The organism is Streptomyces sp. CC228A, from assembly GCF_021390935.1.
Taxonomy (GTDB): Bacteria; Actinomycetota; Actinomycetes; order Streptomycetales; family Streptomycetaceae; genus Streptomyces.
This window is the reverse complement of the sequence record NZ_JAJPUI010000012.1, coordinates 186,150-205,526: the sequence shown is the minus strand read 5'-3', so window position 1 is coordinate 205,526 and position 19,377 is coordinate 186,150. Positions and strand designations below refer to the sequence as shown.

Annotated in this window: 14 protein-coding genes and 4 pseudogenes; 7 read left to right on the top strand and 11 right to left on the bottom strand. The window is 72.9% G+C overall.

All coding sequences use genetic code 11. The annotated features are described in order from the left end of the window. Positions 1 to 29: 29 nt before the first annotated feature. Together L6E17_RS27895 and L6E17_RS27890 are read right to left on the bottom strand one after the other, a co-directional pair. Positions 30 to 1,370: pseudogene (locus tag L6E17_RS27895) on the bottom strand (ABC transporter substrate-binding protein). A gap of 195 nt (positions 1,371 to 1,565) precedes the next feature. Further along, on the bottom strand, positions 1,566 to 2,882 hold the full coding sequence (locus tag L6E17_RS27890) for an alpha-amylase family glycosyl hydrolase (protein ID WP_236243430.1): 1,317 nt from the start codon (positions 2,880 to 2,882) through the stop codon (positions 1,566 to 1,568). Positions 2,883 to 3,139: 257 nt separating this feature from the next. On the opposite strand from L6E17_RS27890, the pseudogene L6E17_RS27885 reads away from it, so the two are divergent. Then, a pseudogene (locus L6E17_RS27885) lies at positions 3,140 to 3,685 on the top strand (sensor histidine kinase); the annotation flags it as partial. A 49-nt stretch (positions 3,686 to 3,734) separates the two neighbouring features. On the opposite strand, the pseudogene L6E17_RS31705 reads toward L6E17_RS27885, so the two are convergent. From L6E17_RS31705 to L6E17_RS27870, 3 genes and pseudogenes are all read right to left on the bottom strand, one after another. Next, positions 3,735 to 4,315, bottom strand: a pseudogene (locus L6E17_RS31705) (hypothetical protein). Continuing rightward, a pseudogene (locus tag L6E17_RS27875) lies at positions 4,312 to 4,656 on the bottom strand (ROK family protein); the annotation flags it as partial. The pseudogenes L6E17_RS27875 and L6E17_RS31705, both read right to left, overlap by 4 nt. A gap of 752 nt (positions 4,657 to 5,408) precedes the next feature. Beyond that, positions 5,409 to 6,734 (bottom strand): glycosyltransferase family 4 protein, encoded by a 1,326-nt coding sequence (locus tag L6E17_RS27870; protein WP_236243429.1) that lies wholly within the window; start codon positions 6,732 to 6,734, stop codon positions 5,409 to 5,411. 144 nt (positions 6,735 to 6,878) lie between these two features. On the opposite strand from L6E17_RS27870, the gene L6E17_RS27865 reads away from it, so the two are divergent. After that, positions 6,879 to 7,355, top strand: a complete 477-nt coding sequence (locus L6E17_RS27865) for an adenylyltransferase/cytidyltransferase family protein (RefSeq protein WP_236243428.1) — start codon at positions 6,879 to 6,881, stop codon at positions 7,353 to 7,355. 13 nt (positions 7,356 to 7,368) lie between these two features. Here the strand turns inward: L6E17_RS27865 and L6E17_RS27860 are convergent, their stop codons facing one another. The 4 genes from L6E17_RS27860 to L6E17_RS27845 all read right to left on the bottom strand — a co-directional run bounded on the left by L6E17_RS27860 (position 7,369) and on the right by L6E17_RS27845 (position 12,276). Beyond that, positions 7,369 to 8,124: a CDP-alcohol phosphatidyltransferase family protein gene (locus tag L6E17_RS27860; RefSeq protein WP_236243427.1), complete on the bottom strand. Its 756-nt coding sequence runs from the start codon at positions 8,122 to 8,124 to the stop codon at positions 7,369 to 7,371. Positions 8,125 to 8,279: 155 nt separating this feature from the next. Next, positions 8,280 to 9,014 carry a SapC family protein gene (locus L6E17_RS27855; RefSeq protein ID WP_236243426.1) on the bottom strand — a complete coding sequence of 245 codons (735 nt, stop codon included), beginning with the start codon at positions 9,012 to 9,014 and terminating at the stop codon, positions 8,280 to 8,282. A 377-nt stretch (positions 9,015 to 9,391) separates the two neighbouring features. After that, positions 9,392 to 10,480: an LCP family protein gene (locus L6E17_RS27850; protein ID WP_236243425.1), complete on the bottom strand. Its 1,089-nt coding sequence runs from the start codon at positions 10,478 to 10,480 to the stop codon at positions 9,392 to 9,394. Positions 10,481 to 10,776: 296 nt separating this feature from the next. Continuing rightward, on the bottom strand, positions 10,777 to 12,276 hold the full coding sequence (locus L6E17_RS27845; RefSeq protein WP_236243424.1) for a peptide MFS transporter: 1,500 nt from the start codon (positions 12,274 to 12,276) through the stop codon (positions 10,777 to 10,779). Between the two features lie 427 nt (positions 12,277 to 12,703). On the opposite strand from L6E17_RS27845, the gene L6E17_RS27840 reads away from it, so the two are divergent. Continuing rightward, positions 12,704 to 13,381 carry a response regulator transcription factor gene (locus L6E17_RS27840; RefSeq protein ID WP_236243423.1) on the top strand — a complete coding sequence of 226 codons (678 nt, stop codon included), beginning with the start codon at positions 12,704 to 12,706 and terminating at the stop codon, positions 13,379 to 13,381. Between the two features lie 9 nt (positions 13,382 to 13,390). Further along, complete coding sequence (locus L6E17_RS27835) at positions 13,391 to 14,662, top strand: ATP-binding protein (protein ID WP_236243422.1); 1,272 nt, start codon at positions 13,391 to 13,393, stop codon at positions 14,660 to 14,662. 185 nt (positions 14,663 to 14,847) lie between these two features. Here L6E17_RS27835 and L6E17_RS27830 read toward each other — a convergent pair whose 3' ends face one another. Beyond that, the gene (locus L6E17_RS27830) at positions 14,848 to 15,372 is read right to left on the bottom strand and encodes a GtrA family protein (protein ID WP_236243421.1); all 525 of its coding nucleotides are present in this window, start codon (positions 15,370 to 15,372) and stop codon (positions 14,848 to 14,850) included. Between the two features lie 161 nt (positions 15,373 to 15,533). Between L6E17_RS27830 and L6E17_RS27825 the strand changes: the two genes are divergently transcribed. From L6E17_RS27825 to L6E17_RS27815, 3 genes are read left to right on the top strand one after another with little or no spacing between them, the layout of a single operon-like run. Continuing rightward, positions 15,534 to 16,673 carry a 5-(carboxyamino)imidazole ribonucleotide synthase gene (locus tag L6E17_RS27825; RefSeq protein WP_236243420.1) on the top strand — a complete coding sequence of 380 codons (1,140 nt, stop codon included), beginning with the start codon at positions 15,534 to 15,536 and terminating at the stop codon, positions 16,671 to 16,673. A gap of 28 nt (positions 16,674 to 16,701) precedes the next feature. Then, a complete protein-coding gene (gene purE, locus L6E17_RS27820) occupies positions 16,702 to 17,199 on the top strand; it encodes a 5-(carboxyamino)imidazole ribonucleotide mutase (protein WP_374109168.1) in 498 nt (165 codons plus the stop codon). Further along, complete coding sequence (locus L6E17_RS27815; RefSeq protein WP_236243418.1) at positions 17,196 to 18,413, top strand: dipeptidase; 1,218 nt, start codon at positions 17,196 to 17,198, stop codon at positions 18,411 to 18,413. Before purE ends, L6E17_RS27815 begins: the two co-directional genes overlap by 4 nt. A 2-nt stretch (positions 18,414 to 18,415) precedes the next feature. Here the strand turns inward: L6E17_RS27815 and L6E17_RS27810 are convergent, their stop codons facing one another. Further along, a complete protein-coding gene (locus L6E17_RS27810; protein WP_236243417.1) occupies positions 18,416 to 19,309 on the bottom strand; it encodes an alpha/beta fold hydrolase in 894 nt (297 codons plus the stop codon). Positions 19,310 to 19,377 lie beyond the last annotated feature (68 nt).

Here is a 19,377-nt window from a genome sequence, read left to right as displayed (position 1 = left end):
GGTGACTGTGGTCATGGGGGAGCGCCGCCTCAGCCCTGGTTCGCGGAGCCGTAGGCCTTGGCCGCGGCCGCCTCCAGCGCGGCCGCCGTCGCCTCGGGCTTCGACGGGTCGCGCAGGAAGTCCTGGAGGATCTTCCACTCGCCCGCGCCCTTGGTGCCGCCGAACGCCGCCGGGGCCTGGTCCGACATGTCGAAGCGGACGGTGTCCCCGGCGTCCACCAGGGACTTGGCGGTGGCCCGCAGGGTCGCGTCGCCGTACGCCCCGAGGTCCAGGGCCTTGTTCGGGGAGATGAATCCGCCCTCGGCGGCCCAGACGGCTGCGGCCTCGGGCGTCGCCAGGAACTCCAGGAGGGCCATGGCGGCCTTCTGGTTCCTGCCGTCCTTCAGGACGACCGCCGCGTCACCGCCGCTGACCACCGGCGCCTCGCCCCCGCCGACCGCGGGGAAGGGGAAGAAGTCCGCGTCCTCGCCGATCTTCCGGCCGAACTCGTCCTTCGCGACACCGGCGACGAAGTCGCCCTCGTACACCATCCCGGCCTCCTGCTTCGGGCCGAAGACCTTCTCGACGGAGCCGGGAAGTCGGTGGCGAGCGCGCCCTTCCTGCCGCGGCCAGCAGCTTGTCGTCGGAGAACAGCCTGGCGAGGGTCCTGAGGGCCTCGACGACCGTCAGGTCCGTCCACGGGATCGTGCTTGGCGAGCTGGTCGTACTTCTGAGAGGCTGACCTGCGACAGGTAGACGTTCTCGAACCAGTCGGTGAGCGTCCAGCCGTCCTCGCCGGCCACGGCGAACGCAGGAACGCCGGAGTCGGCGACAATGCGGGCCGCGGTGAGCATCTCGTCGTACGTCTTCGGGGGCTTCACACCGGCGGTGTCCAGGGCCGCGGGGTCGTACCAGACGGTCGACTTGTTCGCGGCCTTGAAGTAGAGGCCGCACAGCGTGCCGTCCACGGAGCCGTAGCCCTTCCAGACGGGTGCGAAGTTCGCGTCGACCGTCTTCTCGGCGGACTTCGACAGCGGCGCGAGCCACTTGTTCTTCGCGAACTGCTGGAGCACGCCGACCTGGGGGACCATCACCACGTCGGGGCGTTGCCGCCCTCGATCTTGCTGCCGACGACGGTGGACACGTTGTCGCCCGTGGAGACGAAGCGGGTCTTCGCCCCGGTCTGCTCGGTGAAGGCGTCCAGCACCTTCTGGAAGTTCTTCTGCTCGGTGCCCGACCAGACGCCGGCGACGGTGAGGGTCTGCCCGGACAGCGCCTTCGCCACCGCTCGCGGTGCCGACCGGGTCGCCGCCGCACGCGGTGGCGCCGAGGGCCAGCGCGGCGGTGAGGGCCGAGCAGCACGCCGTCTTCAGGAAGCGTCGTCTCATCATCTTCGTACCTTTCGCGGGGAGTTACGAGGGACTTGCGAGGACCTACGCGGACAGGGAGGCGGACGGGGGACTGGGTGGTGCGGTCGGTGATCCACCAGGCGGCGGTGGCACCGGGCAGCGCCCCGGGCGGGCACGGCCCGCTGGCCAGCAGCGGCGATCCGGGGACGGGGGCGGGCACGGGCGCGGTGCCGAAGTTCACGGCGCACACCAGGCCGTCGCCCCGCTCGAAGGCGAGGACGTCCGGCGGCGCCTCCAGCCAGCGCAGGGGGCCCTCGCCCAGCTGCGGCAGGCCGCGCCGCAGCTGGAGCCCGTCCCGGTACAGGTGCCAGAAGGAGCGGGTGTCGGCGAGCGCCCGGTCGGTGGCGTGCTCGGCGAACCAGGACGGCTGCGGCAGCCAGGGCCGCGCCTCCGCTCCGGCGCTGAACCCGAAGGGCGAGGCGTGCCCGGACCAGGGAGCGGGACCCGGCACCCGTCGCGGATCCGGGCGCGGCTGCCGGTGCGGTGGAAGATCGGGTCGGTGAGGACCTCGTCCGGCAGGTCCACGACCTCCGGCAGCCCGAGCTCCTCGCCCTGGTAGACGTACGCGGCGCCGGGCAGCGCCAGCATCAGCAGCGCGGCGGCGCGGGCGCGGGCGGCGCCGAGGCCGCTGCCCTCCGTGCCGGACTCGCCGTACCGGGTCACCGTGCGCACCTGGTCGTGGTTGTTGAGCACCCACGTGACGCTGGAACCGGTGCGGCGATGTCGCGCAGCCTCGTCGATGACCCCGCGGAACGCGGCCGCGTCCCAGGGGCGCCGAGCAGGTCGAAGAAGAACGCCTGGTGCAGCTTCGTCGGGGCGCACGTACAGCGCGTGCTCGCGGGCGGTGGGCACGGACACCTCGCCGACCAGCAGCCGTTCCCGGCCGTCGCGCGCCGTGTACTCCTCGCACACCGTGCGCCACCGGCGCCACACGTCGTGCACCTCGGGCTGGTTCCAGGCCAGCGGGTTGACGGAGTCGCGGGTGCGGGCGTCGGCCTCCGGGTCGTCGGAGTCGGGCAGGTCCGGGTGCTTGAACAGCCCTGCGGCCACGTCGATCCGGAAGCCGTCCACCCCCCGGTCGAGCCAGAAGCGGAGCACCTCCTCGAAGTGGGCGGGCACCTCGGGGTTGCGCCAGTTCAGGTCGGGCTGCTCGGGCGTGAACATGTGCAGGTACCACTGGCCGGGCGTGCCGTCCTGCTCGGTGACCCGGCTCCAGGCCGGGCCGCCGAACATGGCGTGCCAGTTGTTGGGCGGCAGGTCGCCGCCCGGGCCCCGGCCCTCCGCGAAGTGGAAGCGGCTGAGCCAGATGCCGTCCACGCCCAGTTTCTTGAGGTACGGCAGGCCGCTGCGGACACCGGCGAGGTCGCCGATCCCGTCGCCGGTGCTGTCCAGGAAGCTGCGGACGTACACCTGGTAGATCACCGCGTCGCGCCACCAGGAGTGCGTCTGCGTGGAGCGGTGCGAGAGGCCGTCGCCAGCCGGGGCTGTGAGCATCACCCGTTGACCTGTTTCTGCGTGAAGGGTGCACGCTGCCCGAGCAAGGGCAGCGGTTATGCATGCATGTTAGGTAGCTGGGTTCATCAGAAGTCAACGACGATGTAATAAACACTGGCGAGTTACCAGGAAATGACCCGGTTTGTCCCCTCGGAAACCGGCAGCCTGGAGGCGCCCGGCATGCCTAACAGGTAAATAGGGGTGGGGTGGCTCGGCCATGAACGGGCCTCATACGGCCCTCGCGACGCCAGGCGCCCGTCCGCAGCCGCCGCGCCTTCGTCGACGCGATCCGCGAACGGGCCGAGCGCGCCGAACGCACCCGCGAGGAGGAGGCCCGCCGCCGCGTCGCCGAGGAGCGCCTGCGCATCGCCCGCGACCTGCACGACGTCGTCGCCCACCACATCGCCCTCGTCAACGTGCAGGCCGGCGTCGCCGCCCACGTCATGGACAAGCGGCCCGACCAGGCGAAGGAGGCCCTGGCCCACGTCAGGGAGGCAAGCCGCTCCGCGCTGGACGAACTGCGCGCCACCGTCGGACTGCTGCGCCAGTCCGGCGACCCGGAGGCCCCCACGGAGCCCGCCCCCGGCCTGGCCCGGCTCGACGACCTGCTGGACTCCTTCCGCCGGGCCGGGCTCCCCGTGTCCCTCGCCCGCACCGACCAGGGCGTACAGCTGTCCGCGGCCGTCGACCTCGCCGCGTACCGGATCATCCAGGAGTCCCTGACGAACGTCCGGAAGCACGCGGGCCCGGACGCCACCGCCGAGGTCAGCGTGGTGCCGGTGGGCCGCACCATCGAGGTCACCTCGGTCACGGGCCGCGGGCGGCGCCGGACGGCGGTGGCCCTGCCCGCTCTCAGGGGCTCGTCGTGGACACCGCGTACACGCGCGGGAAGGCGGGTTCGGTGAGGTCGACCGTGATGTCGGTCGCCGGCCGCAGGTCCTCGCGTTGGGGACGGTGGTGCCCGACCAGTCGCGGTCGGCGGCGAACTTCCAGCCGACGGTGTCCGCGTCCCGTTCGCCGACGGTGACCCGGCCGTGCTCCAGGGCGGCGCGCTCGGTGCCGGACGTTCGAGGAACCGGTCGAGGCCCGTCGAGTTGGTGGTGAACTGCACGTACAGCCGGCTGGTCTTCCAGTTGCTGGTCTCGAAGTAGGCGACGTCCGTGGACCCGCCGGGGATCGGCACCTCGTAGATGCGGCGCTTCATCTTGGACGGCCAGCTGTCCTGCAGGCCCACCGCCGAGGACTCGGCCTGCCTTGTCGCGGCCGCTGGAGCGGCTCTGCTCGGCGGAGATCAGGTAGTACGTGGTGGACGCACGTGACAGCAGCGCGATGACCAGGGCGGCGAGTCTGCGGTGCCGCATCCTGGCGCGCCGCTCCTCCGGAGCCGTTCGGGGCGGCGGGGGCGGTCGGGACGTCGGTGGGGTCGTCGTCATGCCTCGGGTTCCTTGGCGGGGCGGGCGGTGCCGCCGGTGGCGGTGTTCCTGTCGCCCGGTGCGGCCGGTGAGGCCCCCCGTTGCGCCGGGCCTGTGCAGCGCTCGTACCGCTCGTACCGCTCGACGCGGCGGCGGTTGGCGCGGCGGAAGCGGCGGGGCGACGAGCCGGGCGAGGTCGGCGGCGCCGACCATGCCCGGCCTCGGGGCCGAGCTGGGCGCGGGTGATACGGGCCTCGGGGCGGTAGCCGCGGCCGGTGAGGTGGCGGCGGAAGGCGTCCCGGGGGGCCGATGAGGAGGTCGTCGGCGGCGCTGACGCCTCCGCCGATGACCAGCGACAGCGGCCAGCCGGGCCCGTCGGACGAGGCCGGCGGCGTCGCCGTCGTCAGTACCTTGCCGGGCGTCATGTCGAGCGCCTTCAGCTTGCTGATGCGGTTGCTCAGCTCCGTCATGCGGTTGAGCAGGTTCGCCTTGACCGTGTAGTCGGCCTCCACCTCGGAGCCGCTGCGGCCCTCCAGCTTCTCCGCCAGCTCGTCGTGGCGCTTCGCGACCGGGTCGAGCTGCTGCTGCAGCCCCTTGATCATCGTGTCGCGGGTGTGCTCGGTCTGCTCCCGCCGGTCCGCCAGGTAGGCCTCCACCAGCGCGTTGGCGCGCTCGGCCGACGCGGCCGGGTCATCGCTGGTGTAGGCGAAGCGCAGCACGAGCGACTTGGGCGGGTTGGTCACCTGGAGGTCCGTCAGCAGGTCCGACGGCTCGCCGGTGTACCCGAGCTCCTCGGCCGCCCGCTCGGCGGTGCGGCGGCTCGTCGCGGCCTGCCGCTCGGTGTTCATGTCGAGGGTCTTCTCGACCGCGATGCTGGGGTTGAAGGGGTCCTCGACCGGGACGCGCAGCACCACGTCGCTCGTCGCCACGTACGTGTCCGAGGTGCTGTAGCCGAGCCAGGCACCGCCCAGCAGGCCGATCAGCACCCCGCCGGCGATGAGCCGCGGATACCGCAGCAGCTGCCGGAACTGGTCCCGAAGGAGGTCCGGTTCGTCCTCCACCACCACTGTGGCGGGCACCGGCCCCACCGCACCACCGTCCTGCGCCTGCTGCGTCACCTGTCCGCCCCTCCTGCTGCTGCTTCCCGCCGTGCCGGCCCCGGCACCGCCCGGGCCGCCGCCAGCGACAGCGCCTCGTCGAGGAGCGCGTCGTAGCGGGCGAGCCCTGCGGCCCTGCCGAGGTGCGCCTCCACATGACGCGGCCCGGCCGCCCCCAGTTCCCGAGCCTTCTCCGGGTCCGCAGCAAGCGTACGGACCGCCGCCAGCAGCGCCGCGGGGTCCTCCGGCGGGACGAGCACGCCGGCCCCCGACCGCAGCACCTCCCCGGCGGTGCCCCCGCCGGCGGCGACGGACGCCACGACCGGGCGCCCCGCGGCGAAGTACGAGGTCAGCTTGGACGGCACGCTCATGTCGAGCACCGAGGCCCGCTGCGTCACGGCGAGCACGTCGGCGGCCGCCAGCACGTCGGGGAAGTCGTCGGTCCCGGCCGGCGCCAGGAACTCCAGGTTCGGCACGCCCCGCGCCAGCTCGCCCAGCGCCTCGCGCTGGTTGCCGTCGCCCATCAGCACCACCCGCACCCGCGGATCGAGGCGGGCGGTCTCCACGAGCACGTCGAGGCCCTGCTTGAGGCCCATGTTCCCGGCGTGCAGGACGACCGTGTCGGTGGGCGCCCAGCCGAGCCTGGCGCGGGTCTCCTCGCGGGGCGCGGAAGGCGCCGCCACGTGCGACCAGTTCGGCACGACCCGGATCCGCTCGGCCGGCACGCCGAGGGCCCTGACGCGGTCCACGAAGGTCTCGTGGATGACCCCGACGAGGGTGCCGCGCCGCAGCACGTACCCCTCGACGCGGGCCGCTGCCGCCGCCGCGCGGTCACCGCCCTCGATACCGCTCTGCGCGGCCGCCGCGCCCATCAGGTCCTGCACGACCGGTACGTACGGCACGCCCCACCGGGCCGCCAGCCGGGCCGCCGCCACCCCGCCGGCCAGGCTGGGCAGCTGCGCGGACACCGCGTCCGGGCGCCCCATGCGCGGCGGCGCGGCCAGCTTGTGCGCGAGCACCGACGCCTCGAACAGCGCCCTGCGCACGGCGGTCTGCCGGGCCGGTACGGTGTGCCGGCGCCGGTGCACGGTCACGCCGCCGCGCTGCTCGGTGCGCCGCCACGCGCCCCGGTAGTCGGCGTCGACCGACCAGGCCGGGTAGTGCGGCATGCCCGCCAGGACGTGCGTGTCGTGGCCGGACGCCGCCCAGTGCTCCGCTATCTGCGTGGCGTACGGGCCTATGCCGGTGTGCTCGGGCGCGTAGTTCGTGGACACGAGCAGCACCCGCCGCCGACGGCCCTGCTGCGGTATACCCTCCGGCTCCGACGGACGTGTGTCCGGCATCGGCTGCCCCCCTTGTGACGAACGATGGCTCGTGCACCCTAGTCGTTCGCCCGTCCCCCGTTCACCTGTCCTCCACGAGTCGTGCACGGTACTGTCAACGCGGAACACGGGGGGCGGAACGTCCTAGAGGGGGGCAAGCAAGCCATGTCGGAGCGCCGAGGATACCGGGTCGGGTACGCCCCGGGTGCCTACGATCTCTTCCACATAGGGCACTTGAACATCCTCCGCCACGCCCGGCAGCACTGCGACTACCTGGTCGCCGGAGTGGTGTCGGACGAGATGGCGGAGCGGGCCAAGGGGCGCCGTCCGGTGATTCCGCTCATCGAGCGGCTGGAGATTGTCCGGAACATCAAGTACGTCGACGCCGCGTTCGTCGAGACCGTCCCCGACAAGCTGGAGACGTGGAAGCAGGTCCGCTTCGACGTGCTGTTCAAGGGCGACGACTGGCGGGGCACGCCGAAGGGCGACCGGCTGGAGGCCGACTTCGCGGCCGTCGGCGTGGACGTCGTCTACTTCCCGTACACGGTGCACACGTCGAGCACGCAGCTGCGCCGCGCCCTGGACACGCTGACGCAGCCGCCCGCGCCGGCCGCCGAGGTCAGCCCCGGCCTGCCCGGCTGATTCCGCGGAACCGCTAGGCCCGGCCGGCCCGGTCGAGTTCGCGGAACCACTTGGCCAGGAACAGCGGCAGGTAGAGCGCGGCGGCGGCGCCCAGCAGCCCGTACCCCCACAGGAACAGCTCGCCGCCGCCGAGCAGGACGAACACCGCGCAGAAGACCCCGTGGTCGACGGGCAGCAGCGCCACCGCGCGCAGCGTCGACGGCGGGGGCGGGGCGCTGCCCGGTGCCGGCCGGGGCTTGAGCTGCTCGGTGAGCAGCCCGCCGAAGAACGTGACGATCGCCGCCGTCAGGAAGCCCAGCGGCAGCAGCAGCCACAGCTCGGAGCCCCCGACGCCGAAGAACTCCGGGTGCCGGTGGAAGGCGACGAGCACGGCGATGTGCAGTCCGGTGGTCTTCGCGCAGTCGACGACGTGGTCCAGCCACTCGCCGGCGGGGCTGCCGCCGCCGCGCAGCCGGGCCAGCTGCCCGTCGGCGGAGTCGAAGGCGAACCCGACGGCCAGCGCCGCCCATATGAGCACCCCGGCCGCCCAGGACGGCGGGGTCAGGGCGATGGCGGCCACCGCGGCGAAGCTGAAGGCCGCGCTGACCAGGGTCACCTGGTTCGGGGTGAGCCGGGCCGCGTAGGAGGTCGCGGCGAGCACCCGCCCCGCGGGCCGGTTCACGAACCGCGAGTACAGCGACACCCCCTTGGCCGCCTTCTGCGCCCCGCGCAGCCTCGCGAGCGCCTCACCCCAGGTCATCCGCGCCTCGGCACCGGTCACCGCCGCCATCACACCCCCACGTACCTCGCCCCCGCGCGCCTGCCGCGCGGGACCGCCCATGATGGCAGGCGCGGCGGTCCGCGGGGGTGCCCGGGTGAAGGAACCGGGCGAACAGGGAGGGTCTGTGCACGGTCCTCGGGCGGAGCGGGCTCAGTCGCCCGTCATCAGTCGCCCATCAGCCGGTAGAGGAGCTTGGTCCCCTGGTGCAGGGACACCAGGTGGGCGTGGATCCACGCCAGGTAGCCCTTGCTGTGGAGCAGCGCCAGCTCCGTGTACGGCAGGGCCTGGAGCCGCTCTTCGTCCACCGTCCAGAGGCCGTCGACGGTGAAGGTGCGCTCCGGGTGCCGGAACGTCATCGTCGCGGGGGCCAGCAGCTCCAGGCGCTCCAGCTCCCTCACGAGGTCCCGGGTGCGCCCCTCCTCCACGGCGGAGCCGCGCAGGAACTCCATCACCTCGTGCAGGTAGGGGGCGTCGCTGCCGTCGTCCTCGAACAGGCGCTTGCCGTGCCGCGTGTCCCAGCCGGCGAAGTCGAGGTCGACGTACACGCCGATGTCGCCGTCCCCGTCGTCGCTCAGCAGGAAGGGGTACATCCGTATGACCCCCGGTACGTAGGCGGGTTCCCGCCAGCGGCCGTCGGCCCCGACGAAGGAGTTCACGCCGTCCTGGAGGCCGAGGAGGCCCTTCGGGGTCATCCCGTCCTCGTCCACGAAGACGACGGGGAAGTCGGCGGCGGCCTGCACGAACTCCACGGCCGCCAGGTCCACCAGGTGGGTGTTCCCGGCGTACGACAGGTCGGTCGTCTGGTTGAGGCGGAGGTGGGCGTGCGCCTCCCTGCTGAGCCGTTCGAGCCGCATGCGTTCTCCCGTCGCGGTGGAGGAGGACGCGCCGCAGCCGGTCACGCCTTCCTTGGGGTGAAGCCGTGATCGAACGTATCACGTGCCCTGTTCGACCGCCGGGCACGCGGTTTCCAACCCCCGCCGCTGCGGGCGCCCTTGGGGCCTGTCCTCACCCGCCGCCGCCCGCCGCCGCCTGTGCGCCCCGGGAGCGGTCGGCTGTGAGCGGTGCCGGCCGGTGCGGCTCCGCGCGTGCCCGCCGGCGCCCGTACCCCGGCTCCCGTACCCCGGCGCCCGTACCCCGGAGAGCCGGGGTTCCGTGCAGTCGTGCAGTCGTGCAGTCGTGCAGCCGCACATCCGCCGGGACGCGCCCACCCCGCAGGTCCCGCGGGCATGCGCGCGCCCCGGGCCTGTGCGGGCCCGGGGCGTCGTCGTCTTCGGCGTCAGCCCGCCTTCGCGGGGGAGCGGCGGGCACTCGCCGGTACGGGGGTGTCCTCCCGGATCGCCTTCCACAACTCGCCCGCCTGCGGCTGGGCCGGCACCACCCGGTTCGGGTCGGCCTTGTCGTAGGCGACGGGCAGCATGATCGTGTCCATGGTCGCGGGGTCGATGCCCTGCATGCTGCGCCCGAACTCCGCGAGCGCGGTCAGCGACGCCAGCTCCTCGTCCGTCGTCAGCGCCTTCGTCGCGGACTCCGCGATGCGGTACGTCTTGGCCGGGCTGCCCAGCAGGTCCTGCCGCTTGACCTCCTTCAGCAGCGCCACCATGAACTGCTGCTGGAGCCCTATGCGCCCCAGGTCGCTGCCGTCCCGGTAGCCGTACCGGGTCCGGACGAACTTCAGCGAGTCCGTGCCGTTCAGCCGGTGCGTCCCGGGCTCCAGCGTGAAGCCGCCCTTGGTGTCCCGGATGGGCTCCTCGACGGTGACGGTCACGCCGCCCAGCTCGTCGACCAGGTCCTTGAACCCGGCGAAGTCGATCTCCATGAGGTGGTCGATGCGCACCCCGGACATCTTCTCCACCGTCTTGACGACGCACGCCGAGCCGCCCGTGGAGTACACCGAGTTGAACATCACCCGCGACGCGGGCCCCACCTCGCCGCCTCCGGCCCCGGTGCAGGACGGCCGGTCCACGAGCGTGTCGCGCGGGATGGACACGGCGACCGCCTTCGACCGGTCCGCCGAGACGTGCACCACGAGCGCCGTGTCGGACCGGGCGCCGCCGACGGCGCCGCCGTCGAGCTGTGCGTTGTCACCGGCCCGCGAGTCGGAGCCGAGGACCAGCAGGTTCGTGGCCGCCATCGCGCTCGGCGCCTTCTGCGGGCGGTCGTCGCCGAGGGCCCGGTCGAGGTCCACGCTGCTGATGTTGGCGTCCAGGCCGCGGTACGTCCACCAGGCGGCGCCGGCGCCGCCCAGGACGACGGCGGCCAGGACGAGGGCGGCGATCCGCCGGCCGCGCCGCCGCCGTCCCGCCCCGCGGGCGCGTCTCCCCGGCGCCTGCTCCGCCGTGTCCGCCTCGTGCACGGTGTCCGACATCGGTCCCTCCCCCTTGACACGGCCCGCCGGGCGCCTGCCCGTCGGGTCGCTGCACTATAGGCATCCCGCCTGCCGCCGCTGAACCCCCGCAGGCCCGCCCGCCGCCCGGCGGCAGCGCGCTGCCCCGGCGCCGGTGGGCGGCCCGCAACCCGGTCGCGCCCCGCAACCCGGTGGCGCGCCCCGCACCTGATGGCGCCCCGGGACGCGCCGGGGGCGCCGCACCCTGCCGGTGCGGCGCCCCTGGTCGGACCGGAAGGCCGGCGCCGCGCCCGTCACCGGGAGCGCCGACCCGGAGGTCAGTGCACGCCGCCCATCAGCGGCTGCACCTTCTTGCGGAACTGGAAGATCGCGAAACCGCCCAGCACCGCGACGGCGCCCTGGCTGGCGAACCACCACGCGGTGTCCGTCGGCGCGCCCACGAGCTGCAGCAGCGAGATCACGGAGGAGCCCGCGGTCACCGCGAGGAACCACACGCCCATCATCTGGGAGGCGTACTTCGCCGGGGCCAGCTTGGTCGTCAGCGACAGGCCGACGGGGGAGAGGGTCAGCTCGCCCACGGTCTGGATCAGGTACACCGAGCACAGCCACAGCGGCGTGACCTTGACCCCGCCCGAGGAAGCGGCCTGGGCCAGCATCATCACGAAGAACGAGCCGCCGATCATCACCAGACCGGTCGCGAACTTGCTGAGCGTGCTCGGCTCCTTGCCGCGCCGCGACAGCGCCACCCACAGCCAGGCGAAGACCGGGGCCAGCGCCATCACGTACAGCGGGTTCAGCGACTGGAACCAGCTCGACGGGAAGTCGAAGCCGAAGAGCGTGTTCTCGGTGTTGTTCTTCGCGAAGAGGCTCAGGGTGGAGCCGGTCTGGTCGTAGATCGCCCAGAACGCGGCGGCGGCCACGAAGAACCAGGCGTACGCCGACATCCGGGACCGCTCCACCGGCTCCAGGTCGGGGTCGCGCCGCACCTTCACCAGGTAGTACGTCGGCAGGGCCAGGCCCAGGACGGTCAGCGGCCACAGCACCCAGTCGATCGTGAACACGCCGGCCAGGCCGACCAGGGCGTACGCGGCGGCGGCGACGGCCAGCCAGATCAGGGCCTTCTTGACGAGGCCGGTGCGCTCGGCCGCGGACAGCGGGGCCGGCACCATGCTCGACGCGGGCGCCAGGCTGCGGAAGCCGAGGAAGTAGAAGAGCAGGCCGAGGGCCATGCCGACACCGGCCATGGCGAAGCCGAGGTGCCAGTTCACCGTCTGGCCGACGAGGCCGATGGTGAGCGGCGCGACGAAGGCACCCAGGTTGATGCCCATGTAGAAGATCGTGAAGCCGCCGTCCCGGCGCGGGTCGTTCTTGTCCCGGTAGAGGTGGCCGACCATCGTCGAGATGTTGGCCTTCAGCAGACCGGAGCCGGCCGCGATGAACGCCAGTCCGGCGAAGAACGACGCCTCCAGGGGCACCGCGAGCAGGAAGTGGCCGATCATGATGATCGTGCCGGCGACCGCGACCGTCTTGCGGGCGCCCCAGACGCGGTCGCCGAACCAGCCGCCCGGCAGGGCCAGCAGGTACACCATCGCGTTGTACACGGAGTAGATGGCGATGGCCGTCGCGTCCTCGAAGCCGAGACCGCCGTCGGCGGCCTTGGCCGACAGGTACAGCACGAGCAGGGCGCGCATGCCGTAGTAGCTGTAGCGCTCCCACATCTCGGTCATGAAGAGGAAAGCCAGGCCGCGGGGGTGGCCGAGAAGGGTCCTCTCGTGGGCGGGGAGGCCCGCCGAGTCCTTCGTCAGGCTGGACGCCATGGTCAAGATCCTTGTTGTCTCGGGACGCGTACGGCCGGATGGGCCGCGGGCGCCCGCGTGGGGGGTGGCCGGCACCGGTTCGGGGTAGCCGTTCCGGGATCCATACCCCGCCGCGCCTCTCATGGGGGGCGGAGTCCGGCCAACTGGTTGTTCCTTCGGATGCGTACGCCGCGCAGAAAAAGAGACCTTTGCCGCATCCATGAGCGATGGCGCCAAAGGTCCCCGATTACTGCAACAAGCGTCTCGCCACCATACGCCACGACACTGAGGGAAATGGAAGGACTTGAGACATGTATCACAGGCGATCATGGAACCGCATGCGCATGTTCAAAGGTCATCCGCAGAACGGCCTCCCGGAGTCACAGGTCTCGATGATCTTGTTTCCGTCTCCTGACGACCGGCGGGCCCCGCGGACTACCATCTGTCCATGACCCGAGTACTGCTCTCCGAGGACGACGCATCCATCTCGGAACCGCTGGCCCGCGCGCTGCGGCGGGAGGGGTACGAGGTCGAGGTCCGCGAGGACGGGCCAGGCGCGCTCGAAGCGGGCCTGCGCGGCGGGGTCGACCTGATCGTCCTCGACCTGGGGCTGCCGGGCATGGACGGCCTGGAGGTCTGCCGGAGGCTGCGCGCCGAGGGGCACACGCTGCCGATCCTCGTCCTGACCGCCCGCGCCGACGAGGTCGACACCGTCGTCGGGCTCGACGCCGGCGCCGACGACTACGTCACCAAGCCGTTCCGCCTCGCCGAGCTGCTGGCCCGGGTGCGCGCACTGCTCCGGCGCGGCGCGGTCGAGCCCGCCGTCCAGCCCGCCACGCACGGCGTCCGCATCGACGTCGAGTCGCACCGCGCCTGGATGGGCGACGAGGAGCTCCAGCTCACCGCCAAGGAGTTCGACCTGCTGCGCGTCCTCGTCCGGGACGCCGGCCGGGTGGTCACCCGCGACCAGCTCATGCGCGAGGTCTGGGACACCACGTGGTGGTCCTCCACCAAGACGCTCGACATGCACATCTCGTGGCTCCGCAAGAAGCTCGGCGACGACGCGGCCAACCCCCGCTACATCGCGACGGTCCGCGGCGTCGGCTTCCGCTTCGAGAAGAGCTAGAGCCCCGCCGTGCGCCGTCGGCTCATCAACTCCACCCTCGCCGTGGTGATGGTGGTCATCGCCCTCTTCGGCGTGTCCCTCGTCATCGTGGAGACCCGCACCATCAGCAGCAGCGCCCAGGAGAGCGTCGATTCCGAGGCCGTACGCCTCGCCAGCATCGTCGACAGCAGGCTGATCGGCGGCGAGCCCGTCAACCCGGACATCCTGGCCGACCAGAGCGGCGCCGAGCGGTACGCCCGGATCGAGATCCCCGGCCGGCCGGTCATCGAGGTGGGCGCCCGCCCCGACGGCAGCGTCATCCGCGGCACCGCCGTAGGGGAGCACGGCGAGAAGGTCACCGTGGAGGAGTCCCGGTCCGGCGTCCTGCGGGAGGTGGGCCGCACCCTGCTGATCATCGGCGCCGTCGCGCTGCTCGCCGTCGTCACCGCCGTCGTCCTCGCCGTACGGCAGGGCAACCGGCTCGCCTCCCCGCTCACCGACCTCGCGGAGACCGCGGAACGGCTCGGGTCCGGCGACCCCAGGCCCCGCCACAAGCGGTACGGCGTGCCCGAGCTGGACCGGGTCGCGGACGTGCTGGACGCGTCCGCGGAGCGCATCGGGCGGATGCTCACCGCGGAGCGGCGGCTCGCCGCCGACGCCTCCCACCAGCTCCGCACGCCGCTGACCGCCCTGTCCATGCGGCTGGAGGAGATCGCGGCCACCGACGATCCCGAGACGGTCCAGGAGGAGGCGCACGCCGCCCTCGCCCAGGTGGAGCGGCTCACCGACGTCGTCCAGCGGCTGCTGACGAACTCCCGCGACCCCCGTACGGGCTCGGCCGTCGCCTTCGACGTCGACGAGGTCGTCAAGCAGCAGATCGACGAGTGGCGGCCCGCCTACCGCAGCGCGGGCCGGGCGCTCGTACGGTCGGGGAAGACCGGCATGCGGGCCGTCGGCACGCCGGGCGCGGTCGCCCAGGTGCTGGCCGCGCTGATCGAGAACTCCCTCATGCACGGCGGCGGCACCGTCGCCCTGCGCACCCGCGTCACCGGCAACCAGGCCGTGGTGGAGGTCTCCGACGAGGGCCCGGGCGTCCCGGCAGACCTGGGCGCCAGGATCTTCGAGCGGGCCATCAGCGGCCGCAACTCGACGGGCATCGGCCTGGCCGTGGCCCGCGACCTCGCGGAGGCCGACGGCGGCCGCCTGGAGCTGGTCCAGCTGAAACCCGCGGTCTTCGCCCTGTTCCTCAGCCGCGAGGTCGGCAGCCCCGACCCCGCCCCCGCGGCCCGCCCCATCCGCTGACCTGCCCGCCCCGCACCCGGCCCCGCACGGGGAGGCCAGGCGGCGGTACCGCCCGAGGGGCGCCCCGCCCGCAGCCGGGACGGGCGAACCGCAGCCGGGACGGGCGAACCGCAGCCGGGACGGGCGAACCGCAGGCGAGCCGGACACCACGCCCCACGCCCCACGCCCCGCCGCCCGCCGTGCGCCTACCGGCGGCTGTGCCCCGCCGCCGCGGGCGCCGGGTCCTCCACCGCGTGCCGGTCCGGCACCACGCCCGCGGCCGCGGGCGCCGCCACCGCGGGCAGCGCGCGGAAGACCCACGTCCGGTACGACCAGAAGCGGAAGAGCGTCGCCACGGCGATCCCGGAGAACTTGAAGACGTTGTTCTGCAGCGGGCTGTCCCAGCCGAACCCGTACGTGGCGGTGTAGAGCACCCCGTTCTCGATGACCAGGCCCACCACGCTGAACACCAGGAACAGCGTCATCTCGCGGGTCCGCCGCGTCTTGTCACGGTCGCGGTACGTGAAGTAGCGGAACCCCACGTAATTGCAGGCGATGGCGACCACGGTCGCGAGCAGGCTGGCCCGTACGACGGGGATCTCCGTCACGTGCCGGACCAGGTTGAACACCGCCATGTTGACCAGCAGCCCCACGCCGCCGACCAGACCGAACTTCGCGACCTCCCGGAGTAGCCGGTCAAGCCGCGCCCGCAGCACGCCGCGCTCACTCATCGTGATCTTTCAGCCCCGTCCGGTCGAATGCGTCAACTCCGTCATGCTAACCACCACCACCCGGGTGACGCGCGGGTAAGGGCGAACGCCCGGGAAACCCCCGGCGGGCACGAGGAGGAGCACCTGACGGGGCCGGCTCGGGCGCCCGATACCCTGGAAGGGTGACGTTCCCGGTAGTCGGCATGGTCGGCGGCGGTCAGCTCGCCCGTATGACCCACGAGGCGGGTATCCCCCTCGGCATCAGATTCAAGCTCCTCAGTGACACTCCCCAGGATTCCGCGGCCCAGGTCGTGAGCGACGTCGTCATCGGCGACTACCGCGACCTGGACACGCTGCGTGACTTCGCGCGCGGGTGCGACGTGATCACGTTCGATCACGAGCATGTGCCCACCGAGCACCTCAGGGCCCTGGAAGCGGACGGCATCCCCGTCCGCCCGGGGCCCGACGCGTTGGTGCACGCCCAGGACAAGGGCGTGATGCGGGCGAGGCTCGACGCGATCGGCGCGCCCAGCCCGCGCCACCGCATCGTCGCGGACCCGGCCGACGCGGCCGCGTTCGCCCGGGAGGCGGGCGGCTTCCCGATCATCCTGAAGACGGTCCGCGGCGGCTACGACGGCAAGGGCGTGTGGTTCGTCCGCTCCGAGGAGGAGGCGGCCGCCCCGTTCCTCGCGGGCGTCCCCGTCCTCGCGGAGGAGAAGGTCGACTTCGTGCGGGAGCTGGCGGCGAACGTCGTCCGCTCCCCGCACGGCCAGGCCGTGGCGTACCCGGTCGTGGAGTCGCGGCAGGTCGACGGCGTCTGCGACACGGTGATCGCCCCCGCGCCCGACCTGCCCGAGGACCGCGCCGTGGAGGCCCAGGACCTGGCCCTGCGCATCGCCCGCGAACTGGGCGTGGTGGGCCACCTCGCGGTCGAGCTGTTCGAGACCCGCGACGGCCGGATCCTCGTCAACGAGCTGGCGATGCGCCCGCACAACTCCGGCCACTGGACCCAGGACGGCGCGGTCACCTCGCAGTTCGCCAACCACGTCCGGGCGGTCCTCGACCTGCCGCTGGGCGACCCGCGCCCCCGCGCCACCTGGACGGTCATGGCGAACGTCCTCGGCGGCGACTACCCCGACATGTACCAGGGCTACCTGCACTGCATGGCCCGGGACCCCAAGCTCAAGATCCACATGTACGGCAAGGACGTGAAGCCGGGCCGCAAGGTGGGCCACGTCAACACCTACGGCGACGACCTGGACGACGTGCTGGAGCGCGCCCGCCACGCCGCCGACTACCTGCGAGGAACGATCGTTGAGTAACGCACCCGCCCCGCTCGTCGGCATCGTCATGGGCTCGGACTCCGACTGGCCCGTCATGGAGGCCGCGGCCCAGGCGCTCGACGAGTTCGAGATCCCGTACGAGGTCGACGTCGTCTCCGCGCACCGCATGCCGCGCGAGATGGTCGCGTACGGCGAGGAGGCCGCCGACCGCGGACTCAAGGCGATCATCGCGGGCGCCGGCGGCGCGGCCCACCTGCCCGGCATGCTCGCCTCGGTCACCCCGCTGCCCGTCATCGGCGTCCCGGTGCCGCTGAAGTACCTGGACGGCATGGACTCCCTGCTGTCTATCGTCCAGATGCCGGCGGGCGTCCCCGTCGCCACGGTGTCCGTGGCGGGCGCCCGCAACGCCGGCCTGCTGGCGGCGCGCATCCTGGCGACCCAGGACCCGGAGCTCCTCGACCGGATGAAGGAGTTCCAGCAGGACCTCAACGACCAGGCCACGGAGAAGGGCAGGCGCCTGCGGGCGAAGGCCGAGGGCTCGGCGCCGTACGGCTCCGCGCAGTGACGGCCCCGGCGGACCGCCCCGAGGAGGCGCGCGACCTGCTCGCGCAGGCCCGTGAGCTGCTTGCCGAGCACCCGGTCGCGGACGGGCACAACGACCTGCCGTGGGCGCTGCGCACCCAGGGCGGCTACGACCTCGACCGGCTGGACGTCGCCGCGGACCAGACGGGCCGCCTCCACACCGACCTCGCGCGCCTGCGCGCGGGCGGCGTCGGCGCCCAGTTCTGGTCGGTGTACGTCCGCAGCGACTTCGCGGGCGACCGGGCGGTCACCGCGACGCTGGAGCAGATCGACTGCGTCGACCGGCTCGTGGCGCGCCACGCGGACCGGCTGGCGCCCGCCCGTACGGCGGACGACATGGAGCGGGCCCGCGCGGAAGGCCGCATCGCCTCCCTGAAGGGCGCCGAGGGCGGCCACTCGATCAACGAGTCGATGGCCGCCCTGCGCGCCCTGTACGCGCTGGGCGTGCGCTACATGACGCTCACGCACAACGACAACATCGCGTGGGCCGACTCGGCGACGGACGTCCCGGCGGTCGGCGGCCTGTCCGCGTTCGGCCGCGAGGTGGTCCGCGAGATGAACCGCCTCGGCATGCTGGTGGACCTCTCCCACGTGGCGGCGACGACGATGCGCGACGCCCTGGACGCCACCGAGGCGCCGGTGGTCTTCTCGCACTCCTCCTCCCGGGCGGTCTGCGACCACCCGAGGAACGTCCCGGACGACGTGCTGGAGCGCCTCCCCGCGAACGGCGGCGTGGCCATGGCCACGTTCGTGCCGAAGTTCATCCTGCCCGCGGCGGTGGAGTGGACGGCGCGGGCGGACGAGAACCTGCGGTCGCACGGCTTCCACCACCTCGACACCACGCCGGAGGCGATGCGCCTGCACGCGCGGTTCGAGGAGGCGAACCCCCGGCCGGTCGCCACGGCGGCGACCGTCGCGGACCACCTCGACCACATGCGCGAGGTGGCGGGCGTCGACCACGTCGGCATCGGCGGCGACTTCGACGGCACGGCCTTCACCCCGGCCGGGCTGGACGACGTGGCGGGCTATCCGAACCTCGTCGCGGAACTCCTGGCACGCCGCTGGTCCCGCGCCGACATCGCCAAGCTGACCTGGCACAACGCGGTCCGCGTGCTGCGCAACGCGGAAGCGGTCGCCCGGGACGCGGCCGGTCGCCGCGGCCCGTCCACGGCGACCCTGGCGGAGCTGGACGGCTGACGCTACACGGGCGCGAAGCGCTCGACGGGCGTCAGGTACGGGAGGTCGCCGAGCGGCCGGTCGGTGAAGAAGCGGACCATCAGGTCGGCCAGTTCGGCGTCCCGCTCCAGCTGCACCAGGTGGTCCGACTCCTTGATGGTGGTGAACCGGGCGCCCAACTCCGCCGCGACGCTCCGCCCCGCGGCGGGCGGCGTCAGCACGTCGTGCTCGCCGGTGAAGACCAGCACCGGAGCGGTGACGGACCGGTCGGGCACGCTCCACGGGTGGGTCAGCAGCCGCTCGTGGTGCGTGACGTCCATGGTCAGCTGCCGCTCCGTCATGCTGCCGAACCGCTGCCGCAGCAGCCGCGCCACGGCCGACCGCCGCCGTACGACCCCGTGGTCCGGCGGGGCCATGAACTGCTCGACGAGGTCCTCGGCCAGCGCGTCGAGCCGCCCGGCGTCCGCCATGCGGCGCCACCGGTGCGCGGAGGCGACGTACTCGGGCGAGGTGCGCACGGCGGTACCGCCGAGCATCAGCCGCGCGACCCGGTCCGGGTTGCGCTGCGCGAACCGCAGGGCGATGGAGGCCCCGAAGCAGGCCCCGAACACGTTGACGCGCGGCAGCTCCAGCGCGTCGACGGCGTGCCGCACGGCCTCACCGAGGAAGTCCATGCCGTGCTCCACCGGCAGCGGATCGGCGTCGCCGTATCCGGGCAGGTCCAGGGTCACCATGCCGCCGTGCGGCAGCAGCCACCGCTCGTACCGCAGCCAGGAGAACCGGTCCTGCGAGGACCCGCCGAGCAGGACGACGGGCTCCGTGCCGCGCTGCCCCGCGTCCGTCGTACGGGCGACGAACCGGTATCCGCGGTACTCAAGTGTGTGGTCGGTGGCGCATACGCCGATGCCTACAGACATCCCGCCTGTATAGCGCCCCCGCCCCTCCCGCCCCACGCGCCCGAGGACAACTCACCCCCACGGGTGAC